Raw genomic sequence first — 22952 nt, forward strand, 5'->3', positions numbered from 1 at the left:
TTTTATTACTATCTACTATTATAACTCTTCTTTATATTTCTTCAAGAAAAAAGTTAGGTATGCCTAACTTTTTATTTATTTCCAAAAATCATCAAATAAGGTTATGGGTAAATGCCTCTTGTGTTCTCCCTTGTACCACCATGATTCTAATTTTGCTTGTGCCTGTTCAGAGATTTTTTTGCCTTCAAGGTAATCATCAATCTCTTCATAGCTTAGACCCAGTGCCAATTCATCCGCAAGGCCAGGTTTATTCTCTTCTAAATCGGCAGTAGGAATCTTTTCATATAAGGCTGGGTCAGCATCTAAAGCCTTGAGCAAGGCCTTACCTTGACGCTTGTTGAGCCGATAAAGAGGCAGAATATCTGCGCCGCCATCACCAAACTTAGTGAAGAAGGCCGTAACATTTTCAGCAGCATGATCAGTTCCAATGACTGCTCCATTCATTTGCCCTGCAACAGCATATTGACTAACCATCCTCTGTCTTGCTTTAATATTTCCCTTGTTGAAATCTGATATTTCAAGGCCGGCTTCTTTTAGAGCAGAAACCTGGCTATCAACAGCTTCTTTAATGTTAATGGTTAAAACACGATCAGCCTTAATAAAATCAAGTGCCTTTTGAGCATCATCTTCATCTGCTTGAATACCATAGGGGAGGCGAATAGCTAAGAATTGATAAGATTGGTCATTAGTTTCCCTTCGTAATTCTTCAATAGCTAATTGGGCTAATCTTCCTGCTAAACTTGAATCTTGACCACCAGAAATACCTAAGACATAGGTCTTTAAAAAAGGGTGTTTTAGTAAATAGGCCTTTAGAAAATCAATTGACTTTCTAATTTCTTCTTGGGGATCTATTAGAGGAAGAACACCAAGCTCTTTGATAATATCGTTTTGCAAACTCATTCTAGTTCACCTTCACTTAAAGTTATATGTCTAATCTTTTCGATCAGATTCATCTTATTTTGCCAAACATCTCTGGCCAAATCGACAGGATAATCCTGGGGATTTAAAATGCGTTTATATTCATCCCATAGATTATCAAATGCCCTACGGGCATATTCTTGTATATCTTTTAATTCAGGCAAGTGATAAACCAAACGCCCCTTGTCAAAGATATCAACTAGCAGTGGCACAGCATCAAAATTTTTGACGGTTTTGTTAATGTAGGTGTAGGTTGGATGGAACATTTCAATTTCTTCAAAGTCACTGATATCAGTATCTGCAAAGGTGATATAGTCTCCTTCTGATTTACCCTTTGCTCGGCTTGTCACGCGCCAAACTTGTTTTTTACCAGGTGTGGATACTTTTTCAGCATTATTTGATAATTTGATGGTATCTCGCATCTGTCCATTTTCGTCTTCTATAGACACTATCTTATAAACGGCTCCTAAAGCAGGCTGATCATAGGCAGTGATCAGTTTTGTTCCCACGCCCCAGACATCAATCTTAGCCTTTTGCATTTTCAAACTTAAGATTGTCGATTCGTCCAAATCATTAGAAGCATAGATCTTTGCTTCTGTAAAGCCAGCTTCATCTAGTTGCTGACGCACCTTTTTGGACAGATAAGCCAGGTCTCCTGAGTCCAAACGAACCCCCAAGAAATTAATCTTATCACCCAATTCTTTGGCAACTTTAATAGCATTTGGAACACCTACACGTAAGGTGTCATAAGTATCCACTAAGAACACGCAATCTCTGTGAGTAGATGCATAGGCCTTAAAAGCATCATAATCATTGCCATAGGCCTGAACCAGGGCATGAGCATGCGTACCTGAAACTGGTATGCCAAATTTTTTCCCAGCTCTCACATTGCTAGTCGCATTGGCTCCTCCAATCACGGCTGCTCGGGTTCCCCATACAGCAGCATCCAATTCTTGGGCCCGACGTGTACCAAACTCTAACAGGGGCTCATCTTCAATGACAGAACGAATTCTTGCAGCCTTGGTAGCAATTAGGGTCTGGAAGTTAACAATATTTAATAAAGCTGTTTCAATCAATTGACATTGGCCTAAGGGACCCTCCACCTGAACAATAGGTTCATTAGCAAAAACAAGATCCCCCTCTTTAGCTGAACGAACACTTAAGGAAAGCCTTAAATCCTTTAGATAAGTTAAAAAATCATCTTTATAACCTAATTCTTTTAAGTAAGCCAGATCCGTTTCTGAAAAGCGTAAGTCTTTTAGATATTCTACAATCCTCTGCAAGCCAGCAAAAACGGCATAACCATTATTAAATGGCTCTTTTCGAAAATAAACTTCAAAAACTGCATTTTTAAGATGTATCCCTTGTTCAAAGTAAACCTGCATCATATTGAGCTGATACAAATCTGTATGGAGTGTTAAGCTGTCATCTTTATACATTTAGGTGACTCCTTTAAATTATTGTTAATATTATAGCACAAATTTAAGGATCAGAGATTGACAGCGTTTGAAATTTTAAAGGCAAAAAAAGACTGTGATCCTTGATCACAGTTCTCTTAATTTTTAAATTTGAAATTGCAATATAAGCCGAAAACTAAAATCCAAATTGTTGCTCCAATAGCTCCGATGTAAGTTGATTCCTGTAAAAAGAGGGAAAGATATACAAAGGCAAAGAAGGCCAAGGTAATAGGAGTTGTCAACTTATACTTAGGCATTAGGAAGCCATCAGCCATAAAATCACTTGACTTACGGTACTTCCAATGTGCAAACATGGTTAAAGCATAGATAGCAATATAAACACCAGATGATGAGGCTGCTATAAGTGAGAAGGCATCCGATACACCAGGCAATACACTAATAATAGCAGACAAACCAATAACTACAGATGAAAAGATAATAGCCTTACTTGGCACACCTTGTCTTGATAGGGTGTTTAATTTCAACTTATCTGTCAGACCATTGGTATTTTCATTTGCCAATTGATATAAATGACGTCCTGTTGAGTAGAGCACTGAGTTTAAAGCCGATGCAGATGAGGTTAAAACCACAAAGTTAATCAAGGCTGCAGCCCATTTGATTCCTAGGAGACGAAAGACCATAACAAATGGTGACTTGTCAACTGGTAGATCATGCCAAGGAACAATGGCCATGATTGAAATAAGTGAACCAACGTAGAAAATGATAATACGAACAGGAATATCATTTATAGCCTTTGGTAAAACTTTTCTTGGGTTAGCTGTTTCAGAAGTTGTGATCCCCACAAATTCTATAGCCTGATAGGCAAAGAAAACCATTTGAAAGCCCATGAAGAAATTCAATTTCCCATTTGGAAAGAAAGAAAAGTGACTAGTCACATTTGCTAGTGAGGCATGGCCTTCAGGTGTTTTAAAGCCTGTCGCTACCATAAAAATGGCAGTAAGGATAAGTGCCACGATGGCAACAATCTTAATCATGGCAAACCAAAACTCAGTCTCTCCAAAGAGCCTTACAGCAATTAAGTTAACAGCCGTCAAAATCACCAGAGCTATCAACTGTATCAGCCAGGAATGCCAGCTAGGAAACCAATACTGAACATATGACCCTAGGGCTGTAATATCTGCCATCCCTATAAAAATTAAAGATAGCCAATATGAAAGGCCTGAAAAGTAACCCCAACCCGGACCGATATACTTGGTAATGAAGTTGATAAAGGTATGCTGATCAGGATCCTGATACAACATTTCTCCGATAGCACGCATCATAAGGAACATAAAGCCACCGGTTAAAATATAGACTAAAACAATTGAGGGACCTGTCAAAGAAATGGCACGACCAGCACCCAAAAATAGTCCAGTACCAATTGTACCTGCAATCGCAATTAGCTGTACATGTCGGTTCTGTAATCCACGAACCATTCCATTCTCAAGTTCACTTGTTTCTTCGATATTCTGTTTTGACATTCTTATCTCCGTTCATAAAATAATGTTATTATACCTTTTTTTCAGAATATTTTCAAGATTGCCAATATCATTGAAATTATCAAAAAAGCTGATTACAATGCCTGTAAGCAGCCTCAAAAATTTTATTTTAAATTTTCAATATAATGGTAGACACCCTGACCAGCTATGGCACCTTCTCCCACCGCAGTTGTAATCTGGCGAAGATCTTTTTGCCGGACATCACCAATGGCAAAAATACCAGGTATTTTTGTAGACATGTGATCATCTGTTAGAATCCAACCTTCAGGATCACAAATGCCCAAGTCAGCTACCATGCTTGTTACTGGAATCATCCCTACGTAGATGAAAATTCCCCCAAATACATGATCACTTACCTGACCTGTCTTAAGGTTTTTGATAAGGACATTTGAAACCTTAATGTCATTACCTTGAATTTCTTCAACAACGGAATCCCAGATAAAGTGGACTTTCTCATTGGCAAAGGCACGATCTTGTAATATTTTCTGCGCTCTTAGTTGGTCTCGTCTATGGACAACTGTAACAGACTTTGCAAACTGGGTTAAATAAATAGCCTCTTCAACAGCAGAATCACCACCACCTACTACCAGAAGGTCTTGATTGCGGAAAAAAGCTCCATCACAAACTGCACAGTAAGAAACACCACGACTTGTAAATTCTTCTTCCCCTTTGACATTTAAGAGCCTGTACTTAGCTCCAGTTGCTATAATGACTGTTTTAGCATCATAAGTATTATCCTCTGTAATGACGCTTTTATAGCTGCCCTTATCTTCTACCTTTTGAACAATACCATATATATTTTCCACCTGGAATTTCTCAAGAGGTTCATACATTTTCATTGATAGTTCAGGACCTGAGATATGATCATAACCTGGATAATTCTCAATTTCAGACGTATTATTCATTTGCCCACCAGGAGCTCCTTGTTCAATAATACCAACCTTTAGATTACTACGTGCTGCATAAAGAGCTGCGGTCATCCCAGCAGGTCCAGAGCCCACGATTAAAGTGTCATACATGTTTTTCTCCTTTGTTAATCACTCTTTCAATTGTAACAATGTCATACTTTTTACGCAATTTTTATGATTTTAATACCAGCAAAATACTCATAAATGCAAAAGATAATATGGGAATCAGTAAGATTGAAATCATAATCATTTCATAGAGAAAAGCTTGTCTTTCTAGAACTGTTTTATCTTTCTTTCTTTTTGCTCGGCAAAATATCCAAACAAGACTGGCCACAAGAACAGTAATGGCTGATAAAAGAAGGCCCTGTAAGTAAAGGCTAAATAATTCAACTAACATTTCGTCACCTATTCGTTTCAATCTCTTCTTGTCATAAGTTTTTTGTCAGTTTACCACAAGAAAAATCTAGGCTAAGCCTAGACATTTCTTATTATATCAAAAGTAACTTATTAAATATATGATTTTGAATACTTGTTGAAAAATTCTTTGGTTCTTTGCTGGTCTGGATGGTTGAAAAGTTTTTCAGGACTGCCAGATTCTAAGATTTTCCCCTGATCAAGAAAGAGCACCTTATCCGCCACTTCTTTGACAAAACTCATATCATGACTGACAAGAACCATGGTCTGTCCTGACTTCGCAGCATTAGCAATAGCTTTTTCGACTTCTCCCACCAATTCAGGATCTAAAGCCGATGTCGGCTCATCCAATAAAAGAACATCTGGCTTCATGGCTAGAGCTCTTGCCAGGGCAACCCTCTGCTTTTGCCCACCAGACAAATGGCGTGGGTAATGATTTTCCCTATCACCTAAGCCCACTTTCCCAAGTTCTTCTTTGGCAATGGCTGTCGCTTCTTGATCTGACATATTTTTAACCACAATTAAGCCTTCTTTAACATTTTCTAAGGCAGTGCGGCGCTCAAATAAATTAAACTGCTGAAAAACCATGGCCAGCTTTCTTCTAAGTGTTAGGATCTCATCCTTGGTTACATTTTCAAAATCAACTGTGAAATCATCAATTTGAATGCTGCCCTTGTCAGGCTTTTCAAGGTAATTTAAGCTTCTCAAAAAGGTGGACTTGCCTGCTCCAGAAGCACCAACTAAGGCAATGACTTGACCTTTTTCAATTTCTAAATTTAAATCTTCAAGCACAGCCTGACCAGAAAAGTATTTTGTCAAATGTGAAATGGTAATCATTAACGCATATCTCCTATTTTTTCAGCTCTTACATGTTCAGGAATGGGAATTTCCATAGCATTTTCAATCAATCGGCCAGCTTGCTCAATCAAAATACTAATCATCCAGTAAACCAAAGCTACAGAAATATAACGCTCAAAGTAACGGTAATCTGCTCCGCCTAGTATCTGAGCCTGAGCAAACATTTCCACAATACCAGCGTTAAAGGCCAGAGAGGTTCCCTTTGTAAGACCAATAAGTCCGTTAATTAAAGTAGGTGTGGCCACAACAGCAGCATTTGGAATAATCACGCGCTTATAAACCTGCGAAGAGGTCATTCCCAAGCTACGAGCCGCTTCAATTTCTCCCTTATCAACTGACAAAATGGCCGCTCTTATGGTTTCACTGGTGTAGGCTGCCTCATTAAAGGCAAAAGCCGTTATAGCAAAGACCGAGGCCGGAATAGCATTGATATTCCAATCTAGACCGAATTTCAAATTGATAAACTTCAATAAAAGTGGAATCCCGTAATAGGTTAACATCAACTGAACCAAAATAGGAGTTCCCCTTAAGAAGCTAACAAAAACAGCTTGGATGGGATATAAAACCTTTACCTTATTAATTTTAACAATAGCAAAAAGCAATGCAAGCATTAGTCCTATGATAGCCCCAATGACTGTCAAGATCAAAGTAATGGGTAAACGTTCAATAATATCTGGAATCGCATCAAATACAGCTCTCCAACTAAATAATTTCCCTTGGGGGACCTTGGCTACCAGCTTGTCAAACCAGGCCCAACCACTTGCCATTACAAATATTGCCATCTTTACTCCTCACATTATCTTATTTTACCAGAATAGCATTCCTAGCTCACTCTGTAAAATATATTGTTTTTATTAGACTTATAGTTAAAAACTATCACGAAAAACACCCCAGAACCCCGCTTTTTACTAGCTAGTTCATAGGGTGTCATTCACATTAATCATTTTTCTAGTCTTTGAGTCCTGAAACAAAGTCATCCCCAAAATATTTTTTGCTCAGTTTTACTAGTTTTCCAGATTTTTTAAGTTTCGTCAGCCTTTTATTGACATAGGTTTGTAATTCCTTGCCTTTTTTATCATCTGAGAAGAGATAATACTCATAACCATCCTTGTCATCTCCAATTTGCTCTTTTAAGGTGGTGATTTCAAGGTCAAAACCTTGATCCTTAATAGCTGTCTTTAAAGAAATGGCATCATAAAACAAGAAATCAAGTTGACCATTTTCAAGCATTTGTAGCCTCTGAGTAAAGGGAGTAGAGCCAGAGGCATAGGTCAGATTAATAGGCTTTTTCTTTGGATGATCCTTATTCCACTTTTCCAAGATCTGCATATAATTAGCACCAGACATCCCTTGTGTTTTCTTGCCTGATAAATCAGCTAATTTTTTATAGCCTTTTTTCCCTTTTGTTGCTAAAGCATAATGGGATTTTGAGATTGGCTTAGAAAGTAAGTACTTGTCAGCTCTTTCCTTGCTATAGCCAAAGTCATTGGCAGCAATTTGATAGCGACCAGCGTCAATACCAGACAAGATAGAAGGGAAAGCCACTGTAACAATCTTTAACTTATATTTTTTTGAGCCCTTAAAGGCTGCTTTTAACAGCTCAATATCATAGCCAGTGTCTTTATTACCTTCTTTATAGGTAAAAGGCTTTGTTGCTGAATCTGTAGCCACGGTAATCACTTCTTTTTCCCTGGCAGAAACAGCTTGAGTAAAGCTCAAGCTAGATAAGCTTACTAGGCTTAAAAAGAGCAATTTTTTAAACATATCTTTCTTCATCAGACTTCTCCTTGATCGTGATACTACAAAGTTTAACAAAATATCCTGACTTTGAATAATAGCATTTCTTTATCAGCTCAATAGGATAAAACTATTAAAAAAACACCAAGCCTTGTCTACCAAGCTCAGAAGTTAGTTTTTACTCTAACCTTAGAGGCGTGGTAGCACACTTGATGTTCTCTTATAGGATTAAAAGCTTTGCTTTCTTGCTTTACGCTCAGCTCTTCCCTTAGCCTTGGCAGCTGCTCGGCGTTCTTTTCTGCGTTTTTCATCAACAACCCATTGAATCTTTTTCTTATAGGCTGGTTTTACTTTTTTCTTTTTCTTTTTAACCAGACCTATCATTTCTGTGTCTAGCTTTTTGTAGGTTTTTTCCCGATTTTCTCTTCGGTCACGGTCATAGGTATCCTGAAATTCCCCATTTTTAAGAACCTTAGGAACAAAGGTGATGCCCATTTTTTCAAGCTCTTTAATGTCAGAATCATCACTAGGCTGATAGAGGGTTATAGCAGTGCCTGAAAGGCTATTTCTACCTGTCCGACCAACCCTATGGACAAAGAATGACAAGTCCTGAGGTATGGCATCATTAATAACATGGCTGACACCTTCAATATCAATGCCACGAGCAGCAAGGTCTGTAGCCACAATATACTCATAATCAAGTTTTTTGACTTGATTCATAATCCGCTTACGTTCTCTTGGTGGGACACCGCCATGGATTTTAGCAACCTTGAGACCATTTGATAGGAGATACTGATGTAGTTCATCAGCTCTTTCCTTGGTATTGACAAAAATCATTGCCATATAAGGGTTCATAGCCTTTAAGATGGAAAAGATTTGACTATTTTTATCTCTACCTTTGGTCGATACTAGCCAATTATCAATAGTATCTGCAATAACTGTGCTGGTTTTAATCTGTTCTATCAGTGGATTTGTTAGATACTTTTTCAGGAATGGCTGCAGCTTCTTAGGTATGGTTGCTGAAAAGACCATGATTTGAACAGCCTTTGGTAGGGCTGAAGCGATCTTATCAACTGTGTCTAAAAATCCCATGTCTAGAGTCATATCGGCTTCATCAACTACAAAACTTGTAGCCTTATGGATGCTTAAATCACCACTTTTAACCAAGTCATAAATACGACCAGGTGTACCAATGACAATCTGAGGCTGTGAAACTTTTAGTTTTTCAACCTGACGCAGCTTGTCAGTCCCCCCCACATAGTTAGCTAGTTTAATTTCTTTCTTCGAATGACTAGCAATTTGTTTCGCTGCTGCAAAAATTTGGCTGGCCAACTCTCTGCTGGGAGCCGTGATTACAACTTGGACTTCTTCTTTGTCTTCATCCAATTTTTGAAAAATAGGTAATAAAAAGGTATGGGTCTTCCCAGAACCTGTTTTGGACTCTCCTACTAAATCACGTCCGGAATTGACGATTGGTATCAACTTTTTTTGAACCACTGTGGGTTCAGTAAAGTTAATCGCATCCAATGCTTCTTGGATGTATTCTTTAAAATTATAATCTTTAAATGACATATTTACCTCTTCTTCTCTCCATCATTATACCATTAAAGCATTTGACAAGCAAAATGCAGTGCATCTGCACTGCAAACTGAATTTATAGATATAAAATTGCTAAAATGATTAAACTTGCAACTGCACTGACTGTCCATAAAAAGGCATCAACCTGCCATTCAGTCCATCGCTTAGATTTTCCAGATAGGCCACCTAATTCTAGATGGTGGTGGAATGGAGTCATTCTAAAGATACGACGTCCTTCCCCATACTTCTTTTTTGTATATTTAAAATAGGAAACCTGTAACATGACTGAACTGGTTTCAAAAACATAAACAATGCCAATGATTAACAAGGTCCATTCCTGCCTTAAGGCAATAGAAATAGCTGCTAACATGGCACCTAGGGCCAGACTACCAACATCTCCCATGAAAATTTTAGCAGGCTTTTTATTAAAGATAAAAAATCCAAGCAAGGCCCCAATCATCACACCAATCAAAAGTAAGACATCAAATTGTTTCTGTTGAAAAGCAATGACCCCATAGGTGGCTAAGGAAATGACCACAGAAATAGAAGCCAAACCATCAATACCATCAGTAAGATTAACGGCATTTGAGAAGCCAACAACCCAAAACAAGACAAAGAAAATATAGAAGATGCCTAAGTGTAATGAGAAACCAAAGATGTTAATGGCATTGATGCCATTTGGTCCAACATGCAAGAAATAAAAGATCAAGCCACCTACAATCTGTAGCGTTAACTTTTGGGCTGCTGTTAAGCCCTCGTTCATTTGTTTAAAAATTTTCAAGAAATCATCAAGAAAACCAATAAATCCATAGATCACAACAATGGCTAGAATTCCTGATATCAGGCCTAGACTATGTCCCTGCCTAAAATTCACTAAACTAAATAAGAGGGAAACAAAAGTTGCCACTAAAAGAAAAACTGTTCCTCCCATGGTGGGAGTTCCGGCTTTAGCTAGATGTTGTTTAACGTCCTCATGCATCTGTTGACCCCCAATTTTTTTATATTGGTAGTATCTTATAAAGTATGGCATGGCTAAAGCAGTCAATATCAAAGATATCACCCCTGCTACTGTGGTTAAAAACATGTTAATCTCCTAGTGTTACGGTTAATTTTTTAATATCCTTCAGTGACTTACCAGTATCATGGTTCTGTTCAATCACTTTTCCTTTTTTCGAACCTTTATATTGTACCTCAATACCTGTCCATTTTGCAAACTTTTTAACATTTGCTTGAGTCCATCCATACATATCAGGAAGGGTATCGAAATGGTTTGTTAATATCAATATTTGTTGATTCTCCGTCAACTGGCTTCCTTTTTTCTTAGACACATTAACGATCTTATCACCTGTTCCTAAGATAACAGGATGTACAAGGTTACGACGAAGCTCATCAGCTGTATTTCCTGATTTTTTACCAATAAGATCAGGTAACTCGTATTTTGTTGACTGACCAGAATTGCCTTTACTTTCCTTTAAAAGCGTATCTTGCATGAGATAGGCTTCTTCTAAGACTGGGTTGACAACATCTTCCCAGTACATACCACTCCAGTGCTCTGGTTGCTGAATGGTCACGTACATCATAAAATCTGGATTGTCAGCTGGCACCATTGCGACAACAGAAAAGACATAGTTGGTTTGGCCACCTTCTAAATACCCACTACCATCATTTGCAGCAATTTGGGCTGTCCCTGATTTAACAGCGACAGGTAGATTACCTACTTTAATAATGGGGCCAGTTGCTTTAGAGTATAGGGTCCCATAGACAGGATCTGTCCCAACTGTTACCATATAATCTCTGGTTTCACTTGCAGCTTTTTTAGAGACTGGTTTACCAATAACTTCCTTGGAAGCATACCTAAAGCTAGCACTATTAGGATCATAAATATGACTAATAAATTGAGGTTCCAACATGACACCATTGTTTGAAATAGCTGTGAAGGCCCTTAACATTTGTGCTTCAGTAACACTGATCCCTTGTCCAAAGGCACTCATGGCCTTAGTAACAACGTTATTTGAAGGGAAAATCCCTGATTCTTCCGAACCTAGGCCAAAACGGGTCGGTAAACCGAACTTGAACTTGGCTAAATAATTCAGCCACTTGTCATCACCCATCTTTTGCTCTAGCTTTGTCATGCCCACGTTACTTGAATAAGCAAAACCTTGTGCATAAGTCATATACTGACCTGTGGAGATACCTTCGTTGATTGACCAGTCTTGAATGGTCGCATCAGCAATGGTAAGACCATTTGCATTGGAGTAGACTTCATTAGGTTTAAACACCTTCTCATCAATTGCTGAGGCTAAAGTCATCACCTTCATGGTAGAACCTGGTTCAAAGTTGGTTTGGTATAGGGCACTCTTCCAGTTGTAGTTTTTTGAGATACCTTCTAGGGTATCAGCATTAAAACTAGGTCTTTGAGAAGTAGCTAAAATTTCCCCTGTCTTGGCATTGACCAGAGTCGCACTGGCTAAAACACCCTTAGCCTTACTTTGAAAGGCATCCATCTTTGTTTCAAGGAAAGTTTGGATGGGTTCTGATAGGGTTGTATAAACATCCTTACCGTCTACCGCTTTTTTAACTGTTTTACCAGTACCTAAGAGTGTATTGCCATTTTTATCTTTTTCATAGGTAATGGTTCCATCTTTTCCAGATAAAATATTATCCAAGGCCGACTCTAAGCCCGTTTTACCTACTAGGCTTTTACTGCCATCCTTATTTTCATGGAGGGAGGCTAGGCCTACAAATTCTGATGCGAAAGTACCGTTAGGATACATTCTGCCAGGACTAGTTGAGAAAGCAACCCCTTTGATACCAGCTTTTTCCATATCTTTACGGATAGTGGTCATCTTACTATAGGAAATCCCAGACCCCGACGTTCCAAAGGATACTTGGAAGAGCCTCTTTTGTTTCAGTTGTTTAAGGACATCTTTTTTCTTCATACCCAATTGGTCTTTTAAGATTTGAGCAACGGTATCATACTGAGAAGGCTGAACATAAAGCTTCTCTCCAGTAGCAGAAACAAAGGACTTATCTAGGACAGCATAAATACTATATGTTGTTGAGTCAACGGCGATAGCCACACCATTTCTATCATAGATCGTTCCGCGTTTTGCCTGAACAGTTACAGTTTCTTGATAAACTTTTTTGGCACCTTCAGAAAGGTTGACCCCAAACTTATGGTCTGTCCCAATAATGATAACAAAATTAATGATAAAAATAAAAAACATGAAAATACTTAATATCATCATGTTCTGTCCAACATGGATACGGTTATTAACTGGTGTTTTCCGATCACGAACAGCGTAATCTAAAAAATATTTCTGAAGTTTTTTCATAGATTACTCTACTTTCTTAATGTTATCATTTCTGTTGCTAAGTCCAGCTTTTCCAGCGATATCAATAATGCGGTCACGTCTTGATAACTCATTAACCTCTTGCTTAGCATTATTAAGTTCTGTTTTTTTATCATCAATTTGACTGTTTAAGGTCGTAATATTCTGTTGTAATTGTAGCTTACTACTTTGCAAATAGATAATACTCATAGCCATGATAATAGCTGTAATAATCATGGAACCATAAAAAGCCTTCTCGATACGAGAGAAAGTTCGTATGCGTTTTTGTAAGGCAGAGGTTAGAGCTTGACTTCTTTTTTCATTATTCATAATTATTAAATCCGAATTTTTTTAGCGACACGTAATTTTGCTGAATGGGCACGGTTGTTTGCACTGAGTTCCTCAGGACTTGGTAAAATAGGTTTTCTAGAGACCAATTCAAACTTTGGCTGCATATCATCAGGAATAAAAGGTAGACCTTTTGGAATATCCACCGTGCTTGCCTCCTTGAAAAGTTGCTTTGTTAGACGATCTTCTAAAGAATGAAAGGTTATCACTGAAATCCGACCATCAAGGGCTAGTAAAGACAGTGCTTGTTGAATGGATTCATCGGCTGCCCCTAATTCGTCATTGACCTCAATGCGAATGGCTTGAAAAATCTGCTTGGCCGGATGTCCCTTTTTCTTTAGTTCTTTTGCAGATTTGGCTGACTTAATAATATCGGCCAGTTCTGTAGTTGTTTCAATAGGTTTGATTGCTCGAGCTTGCTCAATCTTACGGGCTATCTGCTTAGAAAATTTATCTTCCCCGTACTTAAAGAAAATCCTTACTAAATCATTAAAAGAATAAGTATTAACAACCTGGTAGGCTGTCAAAGGAGCTTCTCTATCCATCCTCATGTCCAGTGGAGCATCTTGACGGTAGGAAAAGCCACGCTCTCTTTCATCCAGTTGCGGGCTTGAAACTCCTAAATCATACAGAATCCCATCAATTTTCTCTACGCCAAGGGCCTGAAGACGTGATTTTAAATTCCTAAAGTTATCCTTGATAAAAGTCACTTGGCCTTTTTCAATATAGGGTTTCAATAAGATTTGTGCATTGTCTATAGCTTTTTGATCTTGGTCAAAACAGTAGAGATGTCCCTTATCACCCAAGTGAGATAATAAATAAGAAGAATGTCCCCCACCACCAAGCGTAGCATCTACATAGACCCCGTCAGCTTTGACATTCAATAAATCCACCGTCTCTTTTAAAAGTACGGTTACATGATGAAATTCTTTTGTCATACCTTTAATTCTAACATATTTTAGATATTAATAAAACAAAAAGAAAGACTGGAAGCGCTAGCTCTCACAATCTTCTTTTAATTAACTTTCTAGCAGCCTTACCCTCTGCTTGCTTTAATGATCTTCCATGAAAAAATAGAAAAAGCCCTTAGTTGATACAAGCTTCTAAGGACTTTCTACACTAGGGGAGGAAAAATGCAGTGCTATGATTGAACTTCTACTAAGAAATCATAAATTTTTTTCCAAAAGTTTCTGATAAGAAAATATTGTGCTACAGCTAAAGACACTAGGAGAATAAAGACTAGGAATCCGTTTACGAGCAAGACTTCCTTGAGCACTATGGCAGAAAATATAGTGATTCCTACAAGTATGAGCCCAGCGATAAGAGTTCCAAAAATTAAGCCCAGCGTATACCATTGACCACCACCTCTAGTAAATAGCTGAGTCATATCCTGCCAACGCAGATTCAAATACTTGAGGTCACGCCTAAACATGAATTGTCCTTGAACCAAAGACATCAGTATATAACCTATTAGAAAGCTTAGGGTTGGTATCAGAGCCAGCTTCAAAACAAATATAAGGAGCAGACTGTATAAGAGAGCGGGTCCTATTGTTTGCAGGGCTATGAACAAAAGGAATTTTTCCTTAAGGAAACGCTCCATTGAGAAAGGTAAACTTTTTAAGTAGATGAAGTTTTCTTTTTCAAGTGAGGTAGCAACCCCAACAAATGTTGACGGACTCATGCTTATAGAAGCTAGTAAAATACCTACCAGGAAAGTCAGTCCAAAATATTCATTGCCCACAAAATCTGCAATCGCCTGTCCCTTGCTGATAGCGGGTGCCATAAAACTAAAGATGTAAATCAAAGGCATCAGATAGGTTTGTGTTAATAGGGTGGCATTTTGCAAGGTTGAAAGATGATGTCTGACCATAACCTTATCAAGGGATTGTTCTGAATAGGTTCTGACCTTTTTCTTAGTAGGTTTAGCTGAACTTGTTTTAGCACTGGTATAGAGTGCTTCTTCAAAGTACTTGGGCATCATTAACTTAACAATCCCAAATAGCAATAGGATTACTACAAGTAGTGGAAGCCAAAAATGCAAAAGACTTTCGGCAGAAAAAGGTTCGTGAACAACATCGTAATAGCCTCTAAAGTAAGGAAGCGGTGAACGATCAATCAAGGTATGCTCCTCGTTCATCCGTGACTGATTATTGAAGTTTAAAAGTAAGACTAAAGCGATGGCTCCAAAAGTAGAGATAAACATCAAAATCGTTGATATGAGCTTCCTTCTTGGAGAGCGTACAATGATCTTGCCAATCCAAGAATTCAAATAAAGTGCCAATACATAGGAACTGACTAAGACTAGCAAGAACAACAGTAAGGCTAGGGGGATGGCTAAGGGATTTCCCATTATCTGCCAGTAGGCGAGGATAAACAATGATACCAAAGGCATCAGAAAGACTGAACCCATACCCAAGGAAGAAAAGACCTTGGCAAGGTACAATTCACCAGACTTTATGGGCAGGTGAACGTACAAGGCTAAGTCGTTACTGTCATAAAAAATCGTGTATAGGGAAGAAAAGGCAGTCAATGTTGACATCACAAAGAACAAGGCAATATAAAATGAGAAATAACCTGGGTATTTACTGAAATCTATCCCTATGAACATAAAGAGGTAGATAAACAAAAATAGGATAGAGGTTGTAATCTGCTGTTTTATAATAGATTTATAGGCTTTAAAGTTTTTTGAAGGTCTTTTTTCCTGTTTCTTTTTTAAGGCAGTTAGAGCTTGTGGATTTGAGTAGAGGATGTTGATTTTAATAAGTTCCCAAATACTTGTCCAATTCATCCCTATACCTCCTCTTTGGCATTTCGTCCTGCTAATTCCAAGTAGATGCTTTCAAGATCTTTTTCAGGATAATTGGCTTTCAATTCAGAGATTGTCCCTAAAAAGATTAACTTCCCTTTTTTTAGAATCCCAATCCGATCACACAGTTGTTCAGCAACAGAGAGGACATGGGTTGAAAACAAGACAATATTGCCAGAATTGGCATGTTCTCTCATCATTTCTTTCAAATCATAGGAAGCTTGAGGATCTAAACCAGTCAAGGGTTCATCCAAAACCCAGATAGCAGGATTAGAGACTAAGGCACCGATAACAATTGTTTTTTGCCTCATCCCATGTGAAAAACTGTCAATGGTATTATTTTCTTCTGAACCCATATCAAATAGCTGACTCAATTGGGAAATGCGATTTTCCGTTTCTTCTGAGCTAACCCCATAAATCTTAGCCAAAAAGTGCCAATATTCATTAGCTGTTAGATTCAAAAAAAGATCGGGTGAATCTGGAACATAACCAATTAATTTTTTAACGGCATCCCTATTCTCACTTAAAAGCCGGCCGTTTACAAAGACTTCACCATAGCTAGCTTCAATGATCGACGTTAAAATACTAATGGTGGTGGTTTTTCCAGCTCCGTTATGGCCGATCAGACCAAATATTTCACCATCATTAATGGTTAGGTTAAGATCTCCCAAAGCTTCTTTTTGTCCATATATTTTTGAAACATGTTTAAATTCTATCATCATAACTCCTTTTTTATATCAGATCAAGACACTTCGCTCTCACTACATAGATATTTACCTAAGGTTTCCTTTAAAGCATAAAGTGATCTGGGCAAAGACATTTGATTTTTCCTTATATAAGCGTCCAAGTCCTTATTTAAATCTCTAGCAATGACAACAAGATTTTGATTGTTAATTAACTTATTTGAAGCTGATAGTAGATAGGCCGCAAAGAAAGCGTTTTCTCTGTTTTCTGGGTGATCGTATGCTTCCACAATCTGCTTGTAGAAATCTAGGCTTGCTTTTTCCATAACTTCTCCTTTTTGTATCTTTAACTTAATACAATCGATATCTACAGAATAAAGGATCTGGCTAATTTTGTCAACTGCTAAAGCTCATTTAATTAAAAATTCCTAAAAAAAGGAACCTTTCTCAACTCTTCCTTTTAGATTGAAAAAAAAACGGACAAGCTCCACCTCATGGTCATCAAAAGGTAAAAATTGTCTGTTTTTTTATTGTTAATATGAGATTAAAAGTTAGGTCTATGAAGCATTTCTAGATAGAAAAACTTTTTCTTATAAGTCTTTGTATAGGGAGATGGCATTTTCTTTAGTGAAGCCATACTCTTCAAAGATACGATTTCCTGGTGCAGAAGCTCCCCAGTTATCAATAGTTAGGGTCTTACCATGTAAGCCAACATATTTAGCCCAACCATAACTAGAAGCTGCTTCAATTGCCAAGCGTTTACTTACAGAAGCTGGTAGAATTTCTTCTTTATAGTCGTCTGATTGTTGGTCAAAGATATTTTGTGATGGCATTGAAACCACACGAACATGGATGCCTTCTTCTGCTAAGGCAGCTTGAGTATCCAGTGCTAATTTCACTTCTGAACCTGTCGCAATAATAATGCCGTCAAGTTGGCCTTTAGCTTCAGATAGGATATAGGCTCCCTTATTAAGACCTTCTTCTGCTAATTCTTTTGTTCCTTCAAGAACAGGCAGATTTTGACGCGTCAAGACTAACATTGTTGGTTTATCAGTTTCTGCTAAGGCACGTTTCCAGGCTGCATTTGTTTCATTTCCATCAGCAGGACGGATAACATTCAAATTAGGCATTGAACGAACACTAGCTAACTGTTCAATAGGTTCATGGGTTGGACCATCTTCACCAACTGCAATAGAATCATGGGTCATAACGTACATGGTTGGTAAGTTTTGAAGAGCTGCCATACGCACTGCTGGTAAGAGGTAATTAGAGAAAACAAAGAATGTTCCACCATAGACACGTGTTCCACCGTGGAGAGCAATCCCATTCATGGCTGCTGCCATGGCAAATTCACGTACACCAAACCAGATATTGCGTCCCTTATAGTTATCAGGCTGAAAATCAGTTTCTGCTTTAACCATGGTATTATTTGAGGCAGAAAGGTCGGCTGATCCTCCCCAAAATGAAGGAACTTGTTCTGAAATTTGTTGAATAGCTTCTTGGCTAGAAACACGGCTAGCCTTAGAACTTCCTAGTTCATGAGCTGCCAAATCAACTTCAACAGCTTCATTTGCAAAGGCCTGACGGTATTCTTTGGCTAGTTCAGGATATTCTTTTTCATAAGCTGCAAATAGTTTATTCCATCTTTCTTCAGCCTTTTCTCCTCGAGCCTGTAAGCCTTGAGCGAAGCGGTCTTTAACCTCACTTGGTACTTCAAAATCAGCATGAGTCCACTTGTAGGCTTTTTTAGCAAAGACAATACCTTCTGCCCCTAAAGGAGCTCCGTGTACTGCAGATGTCCCTTGTTTTTCAGCACCAAAACCAATAATAGTTTTAACTTCTATAATAGTTGGTTTGTCAGTTTCTGCTTGTGCTTCTTTGATGGCTTCTGAGATGGCATTGAGGTCATTACCATTTTTAACTAGGATATGTTGCCAACCATAGGCTTCAAAACGTCCCTTAACACTTTCAGTAAAGGCTTTTGAAGTTGGTCCATCAAGAGAAATATCATTTGAATCATAGAGCATAATAAGCTTGCCTAATTTCAAATGTCCAGCTAAACTTGCTGCTTCTTGACTGACACCTTCCATCAAGTCTCCGTCACCATTTAAAGCATAGGTATAGTGATCCACAATCTTGAAGTCTGGCTTATTATATTTAGCTGCAAGATGCACTTCGGCCATAGCCATACCAACTGCATTGGCAATTCCTTGTCCTAGTGGTCCAGTGGTTGCTTCAACACCGTCAGTATGATTAACTTCAGGATGTCCTGGAGTCTTTGAACCCCATTGGCGGAAATTTTTCAAATCATCTATAGAAAGATCATATCCTGCTAGGTGTAATAAGCTATACAGCATAGCACTGCCATGACCTGCCGATAAAACGAAGCGATCTCTGTTAGTCCAATTACGGCTTGTTTTTGGATTAACATTCATAAAATGATTCCAAAGCACATAGGCCATGGGCGCTGCCCCCATCGGCAAGCCAGGATGTCCTGAATTAGCTGCTTGGATCGCATCCATTGAAAGCGTGCGGACAGTGTTTACTGCCAACTGGTCAGTTGCATCAAATGTCATAAGTAAAACCTTTCTATTTACTAGCTCAAAGTTTAAGTGTTTTCCGTTCTCTATTGTAACATATTTTAAGCACTATATTGATGAAATACCCATAAAACATAGGATTAAAGTGTTCTATTACACAGAGCAATAATCATGGTCAAGCCCAGCTGTCCTTAACAGCCAGGCTCTTTTTTTATTTTTTAAAGGCTTCCCAGTCTTTCATAAATTGGTCAATACCACTTGTTGTTAATGGGTGTAGGCTCATTTTTTCAAAAACACTGTCTGGAATAGTTGCTATATGAGAACCAAGTTTAGCTACAGCTTCAACATGTGCTGCATTTCTGATACTTGCAGAAATGATTTCTGTTTCAAAACCATATAGGTCAATAATTTCTCTTAAATCTTCAATCAATTGATAAGGATCTGAGCCAATGTCCTCTAGGCGTCCAATGAAGGGGCTAATATAGGTTGCACCGGCTTTCATAGCCATAAGTCCCTGAGATACTGTGAAAACGAGGGTCACATTTGTTTTAATACCTTCTTTTGATAGGATATTAGTTGCCTTTAAACCATCAGCTGTCATAGGAATTTTAACGACAATATTCTTATGCCATTTTGCAATACTGCGAGCTTGTTCAACCATTTCTTCTGCTCCTAGTGCTGTCACTTCAGCTGAGATAGGACCATCTACAATGTCACAAATTTCTTTAATAACTGTCTCAAAATCACGTCCTTCACGTGAAATGATTGTTGGGTTTGTGGTGACACCATCTACAAGGCCTAAGTTATTGATCGCCTTAATGGCTTCAACATTTGCTGTATCTAAGAAAAATTTCATTTTTTATCCTCCAATTTATCTTTAGTAATATCACATGTTTATAAAAGTATTTCTACCATTTATTATAGATTGCCTTAGGGTCTTAAAAAAGACCAAGTATCACACAAAAGTGTGTTCAAAAATAGACCAACGTTTTTTACTTACAAGCTATCCTCCTCCTTATTTTTAGATCCTAGTTCCTTCTTTAAAAATTGCTCCAAGGCCTCTAATTCCAAATTCCAAGTATAGGACTTAAGCTGATAATAGGGTAGGTTTCCTTGTCCATTAGAATTGCGATAAGAGATCAGGCAATCAAAGCTTTCTCCTTTTTGATAAGGAGCAAAAATAAAATTACCATTGTCTTCTAAATGTTTTCGAATGGTTAATTCCGCCATGGCATTTTCAACCACATCATGACCAAAATCAAGACCAACCTTCAAGACCTTGTGCTGCCTTTCAATTGAGAAAATAATCAATTCTAGAAGCTTATAAGACAAGTAAGAAGCCAAATCAGAATCTTGCAGCCTATGATCACCTGCTTGAATTAAGAGATGCCTTAAAATAACTTCAATTTTCTCTCTATCTTCAGTAGTTCTTAAGCTTAAAAGTTTTTCCTTTTTAAATTCTTGGTTGAGAATAGCCCCCTTAAAAAAGTAAGTTCTTGAAAAATAGAGGCCCAGATTATAAATAATTTCTTCTTTGGTGCGGTGGCCAATGATATGGGCTCTTCGCAAAAGCCAGAGGGACTCTGAAATCTTATCAGCTATGGGGCCACCAAAGCCCAAAATATATTCCATAGAAGGAACGGGCAAAACCGCATAGGATTGTAAAAAGATAAATAAACTTTTAGCCTCGAAAGTGTCATACTCAATGGCATAACGTCTTAAATAATGCAAAATGACCTTTTCAAGCCTTTTAAAGAAGACATGCTTTTCTATGAAATCAAGATCTTTCTGATCAGAAAAACTTTTTTCCCTATTAAAAGAAAGACGTCTTTGGGAAATAGCAAGCCATAAAGATAGTTTCTCTAATTGATTCTCAGTCATATCTAAACCTAGAAAACGCTGAGCTATCAAGCTTAAATTCTTTTGATCAACATTTCTATTGAAAGCTTGCATTTCCTGTTTTGAAAAGCTTAAGGTTAAGAGTTCAAAGAAAAAATAACGCCACTGCAACTCACTACCTATTTGTTTTCCCTGCCAAATAGCAATATCAAATTCCTCTAAATACTTGTTAATATGGGCTAAGCTTCGGTTAAAGGTCGCTTCGCTAACTAAGAAATCCTCAGATAAGCTAGTAATATTAAAATGCTCATGGCCAAGCAGATAAAGCAGAATGCGATAGGAAAGAGCATCCTTTAAGAGGACTGATAGTATGAATTCCCAGGTTATGTTTCCTTCTTCTTCGATTAACAAAAAATCATTGGCTAGAATCAACTGATAGGCCAAGTGAGACTCTTGAAATAAGGCATTGAGATTTTCAATGTATTTGATCAGTGTCACCTTAGAAATCTTCAAAAGAGTCATAACTTCTTTTAAGCTAAGCTTTTTATCAGATTGGTAAAGGGTCAGCAGAAGCTGATACTGGGCTCGCCTCTCCTTATCCATCAAGTATTCAATCTTCATAGACTTTGCCTCTTTTCAAAAAGCATCAAGGCTGCCTGATGAAGCTGATAGGCTAACTCACACTCTTTCCTTGCAAATATAAAATCTTCAAAGGCTAGGTCGCTGGCTTTCAACTTGTTCTGAATGGCCTGCGCCATATAATGGCTTAAAAGTAAGCTATTGTCTCTTGAAATAATCTGTGCCCCTATTAAAAGGCCGTCTTTTTCTGTAGCTATTAACTTTATCCAGATGGGAGATTCCTGTTTTTTACCTAAGTCAGACTTGTAAACAATACTGATGACATCTCTATAAATTGAAGCTTCTTCCTCAGTCATCCCCACACTAGAACGATAATAATCAAAATGAAAACTGCCAACTACTCGGGTAGTCTGTAGTTTCGGTGTCGGAAAACCAGCCAAGTGGTAGGCTAGAATTTGACCCGACTTGACAGCATGGTTGATCAAGGCTGTGTAGTAAGACTGTCCTAAGGGAGATAAACTTGAGGAGATTAAATCACCTATGGCATATATGTTATCCTTAGTCGTCTGCATAAAGGCATTGACCTTGACCGTTTTATCTATCAGACAATCTACCTGCCCCTGCAATAAATGGCTATTGGGTCTAAAGTTGACAGCTAAAACAACTAAATCAGCCCTGATCTCATCCTTTTGATCCGTTATAAGAAGCAGATCTTCTCCTTCTTCACGAATCTCCTTAACCCGTGAGCCGGTCTTTAAAAGGACAGAGGAGTCTTCTATTTCTTTTAAGAGTAATGGCAACATCTCTGGATCAGTTTGATGACTATCAAGATGATCAGCTGCCTCTATAAGGGTAATAGACTTCTTCTGGAGAGACAGGCTGTAAGCAAGGTCCAAGCCTATCAAACCAGCACCAATTATGGCAATATTCTCATTTTTTTCGATCAGTTCTAAGGCTTTCTGACTATCTCTAAAGTATTTAGTGGTGACAACCTTGGGATGATCCGCCCCCTTAATATAGTCTGATTCTGGCTTTGCCCCCATGGCACAAATAAGAGTTTGATAGGTTTCTTCTCTGATTTGTCCCTGCTCATTTTTCAAGAGCAAGCTATTATTCTGACTTGAGATGCTCACCACTTCCTCCACTAAGAAACGGACATTGTCATTATCTTTTAAAGTGGAAGATTCCCATGTAGATTGGGAAAGCTCAGAAATCTTCTGACGGTAGAGATGATTGAGACCATTAGGGATATAATGTGATTGCCTTTCTTTATCAATAAAAGTTATCTGTAAATCAGGCCTGAGTTGAATCAGCTTTTCAGCACAAGCCAAGCCAGCAAAAGAGGCGCCAATGATGTGTATTTTTTCCTTATTGCTTTTCATGATCTTATTATAGCAATTCTTTCAAATAATGAAAACGTTTTTACAAACAAAAGACTCAACCTTATCAGATTAAG

20 protein-coding genes are annotated in these 22952 nt (G+C 38.0%); all 20 read right to left on the reverse strand.

The annotated features are described in order from the left end of the window. Nucleotides 1-75: 75 nt before the first annotated feature. Nucleotides 76-900: an ammonia-dependent NAD(+) synthetase gene (nadE, locus tag HBN42_RS09380; protein WP_165994762.1), complete on the reverse strand. Its 825-nt coding sequence runs from the start codon at nt 898-900 to the stop codon at nt 76-78. Continuing rightward, complete coding sequence (locus HBN42_RS09385; protein ID WP_165994763.1) at nt 897-2357, reverse strand: nicotinate phosphoribosyltransferase; 1461 nt, start codon at nt 2355-2357, stop codon at nt 897-899. Before HBN42_RS09385 ends, nadE begins: the two co-directional genes overlap by 4 nt. A 116-nt stretch (nt 2358-2473) precedes the next feature. Beyond that, nucleotides 2474-3856 carry an amino acid permease gene (locus HBN42_RS09390; RefSeq protein ID WP_165994764.1) on the reverse strand — a complete coding sequence of 461 codons (1383 nt, stop codon included), beginning with the start codon at nt 3854-3856 and terminating at the stop codon, nt 2474-2476. Nucleotides 3857-3978: 122 nt separating this feature from the next. After that, on the reverse strand, nt 3979-4893 hold the full coding sequence (gene trxB, locus HBN42_RS09395) for a thioredoxin-disulfide reductase (RefSeq protein WP_165994765.1): 915 nt from the start codon (nt 4891-4893) through the stop codon (nt 3979-3981). Nucleotides 4894-4954: 61 nt separating this feature from the next. Then, entirely contained in the window at nt 4955-5179 is a 225-nt protein-coding gene (locus HBN42_RS09400) for a DUF4059 family protein (RefSeq protein ID WP_165994766.1), read from the reverse strand. Between the two features lie 110 nt (nt 5180-5289). After that, nucleotides 5290-6033: an amino acid ABC transporter ATP-binding protein gene (locus tag HBN42_RS09405; RefSeq protein ID WP_165994767.1), complete on the reverse strand. Its 744-nt coding sequence runs from the start codon at nt 6031-6033 to the stop codon at nt 5290-5292. Continuing rightward, nucleotides 6033-6836 (reverse strand): amino acid ABC transporter permease, encoded by an 804-nt coding sequence (locus tag HBN42_RS09410; RefSeq protein ID WP_165994768.1) that lies wholly within the window; start codon nt 6834-6836, stop codon nt 6033-6035. Before HBN42_RS09410 ends, HBN42_RS09405 begins: the two co-directional genes overlap by 1 nt. A 166-nt stretch (nt 6837-7002) precedes the next feature. Then, on the reverse strand, nt 7003-7830 hold the full coding sequence (locus tag HBN42_RS09415) for a transporter substrate-binding domain-containing protein (RefSeq protein WP_165994769.1): 828 nt from the start codon (nt 7828-7830) through the stop codon (nt 7003-7005). A 189-nt stretch (nt 7831-8019) separates the two neighbouring features. After that, nucleotides 8020-9363 (reverse strand): DEAD/DEAH box helicase, encoded by a 1344-nt coding sequence (locus HBN42_RS09420; protein WP_165994770.1) that lies wholly within the window; start codon nt 9361-9363, stop codon nt 8020-8022. A gap of 82 nt (nt 9364-9445) precedes the next feature. Continuing rightward, nucleotides 9446-10453 (reverse strand): phospho-N-acetylmuramoyl-pentapeptide-transferase, encoded by a 1008-nt coding sequence (mraY, locus tag HBN42_RS09425; protein WP_165994771.1) that lies wholly within the window; start codon nt 10451-10453, stop codon nt 9446-9448. 1 nt (nt 10454) lies between these two features. After that, complete coding sequence (pbp2x, locus tag HBN42_RS09430) at nt 10455-12704, reverse strand: penicillin-binding protein PBP2X (RefSeq protein WP_165994772.1); 2250 nt, start codon at nt 12702-12704, stop codon at nt 10455-10457. Between the two features lie 3 nt (nt 12705-12707). Continuing rightward, the gene (ftsL, locus tag HBN42_RS09435; protein ID WP_165994773.1) at nt 12708-13031 is read right to left on the reverse strand and encodes a cell division protein FtsL; all 324 of its coding nucleotides are present in this window, start codon (nt 13029-13031) and stop codon (nt 12708-12710) included. Between the two features lie 5 nt (nt 13032-13036). After that, nucleotides 13037-13987 carry a 16S rRNA (cytosine(1402)-N(4))-methyltransferase RsmH gene (rsmH, locus tag HBN42_RS09440; protein ID WP_165994774.1) on the reverse strand — a complete coding sequence of 317 codons (951 nt, stop codon included), beginning with the start codon at nt 13985-13987 and terminating at the stop codon, nt 13037-13039. A gap of 203 nt (nt 13988-14190) precedes the next feature. Continuing rightward, nucleotides 14191-15837: an ABC transporter permease gene (locus tag HBN42_RS09445; protein ID WP_165994775.1), complete on the reverse strand. Its 1647-nt coding sequence runs from the start codon at nt 15835-15837 to the stop codon at nt 14191-14193. Between the two features lie 2 nt (nt 15838-15839). Continuing rightward, on the reverse strand, nt 15840-16574 hold the full coding sequence (locus HBN42_RS09450) for an ABC transporter ATP-binding protein (protein WP_165994776.1): 735 nt from the start codon (nt 16572-16574) through the stop codon (nt 15840-15842). A 23-nt stretch (nt 16575-16597) separates the two neighbouring features. Continuing rightward, nucleotides 16598-16864, reverse strand: a complete 267-nt coding sequence (locus tag HBN42_RS09455; protein ID WP_165994777.1) for a bacteriocin immunity protein — start codon at nt 16862-16864, stop codon at nt 16598-16600. 264 nt (nt 16865-17128) lie between these two features. Then, complete coding sequence (tkt, locus tag HBN42_RS09460) at nt 17129-19114, reverse strand: transketolase (protein WP_165994778.1); 1986 nt, start codon at nt 19112-19114, stop codon at nt 17129-17131. A 175-nt stretch (nt 19115-19289) separates the two neighbouring features. Beyond that, the gene (fsa, locus tag HBN42_RS09465; RefSeq protein WP_165994779.1) at nt 19290-19934 is read right to left on the reverse strand and encodes a fructose-6-phosphate aldolase; all 645 of its coding nucleotides are present in this window, start codon (nt 19932-19934) and stop codon (nt 19290-19292) included. Nucleotides 19935-20074: 140 nt separating this feature from the next. Then, a complete protein-coding gene (locus HBN42_RS09470) occupies nt 20075-21538 on the reverse strand; it encodes an AcpB/EbpR/MafR family transcriptional regulator (RefSeq protein ID WP_235925371.1) in 1464 nt (487 codons plus the stop codon). Further along, nucleotides 21535-22878 (reverse strand): NAD(P)/FAD-dependent oxidoreductase, encoded by a 1344-nt coding sequence (locus HBN42_RS09475; RefSeq protein WP_165994780.1) that lies wholly within the window; start codon nt 22876-22878, stop codon nt 21535-21537. Before HBN42_RS09475 ends, HBN42_RS09470 begins: the two co-directional genes overlap by 4 nt. Between the last annotated feature and the right edge of the window lie 74 nt (nt 22879-22952).

Origin of the sequence: Streptococcus catagoni (assembly GCF_011421425.1) — a bacterium.
In the GTDB taxonomy this organism is placed as follows: domain Bacteria; phylum Bacillota; class Bacilli; order Lactobacillales; family Streptococcaceae; genus Streptococcus; species Streptococcus catagoni.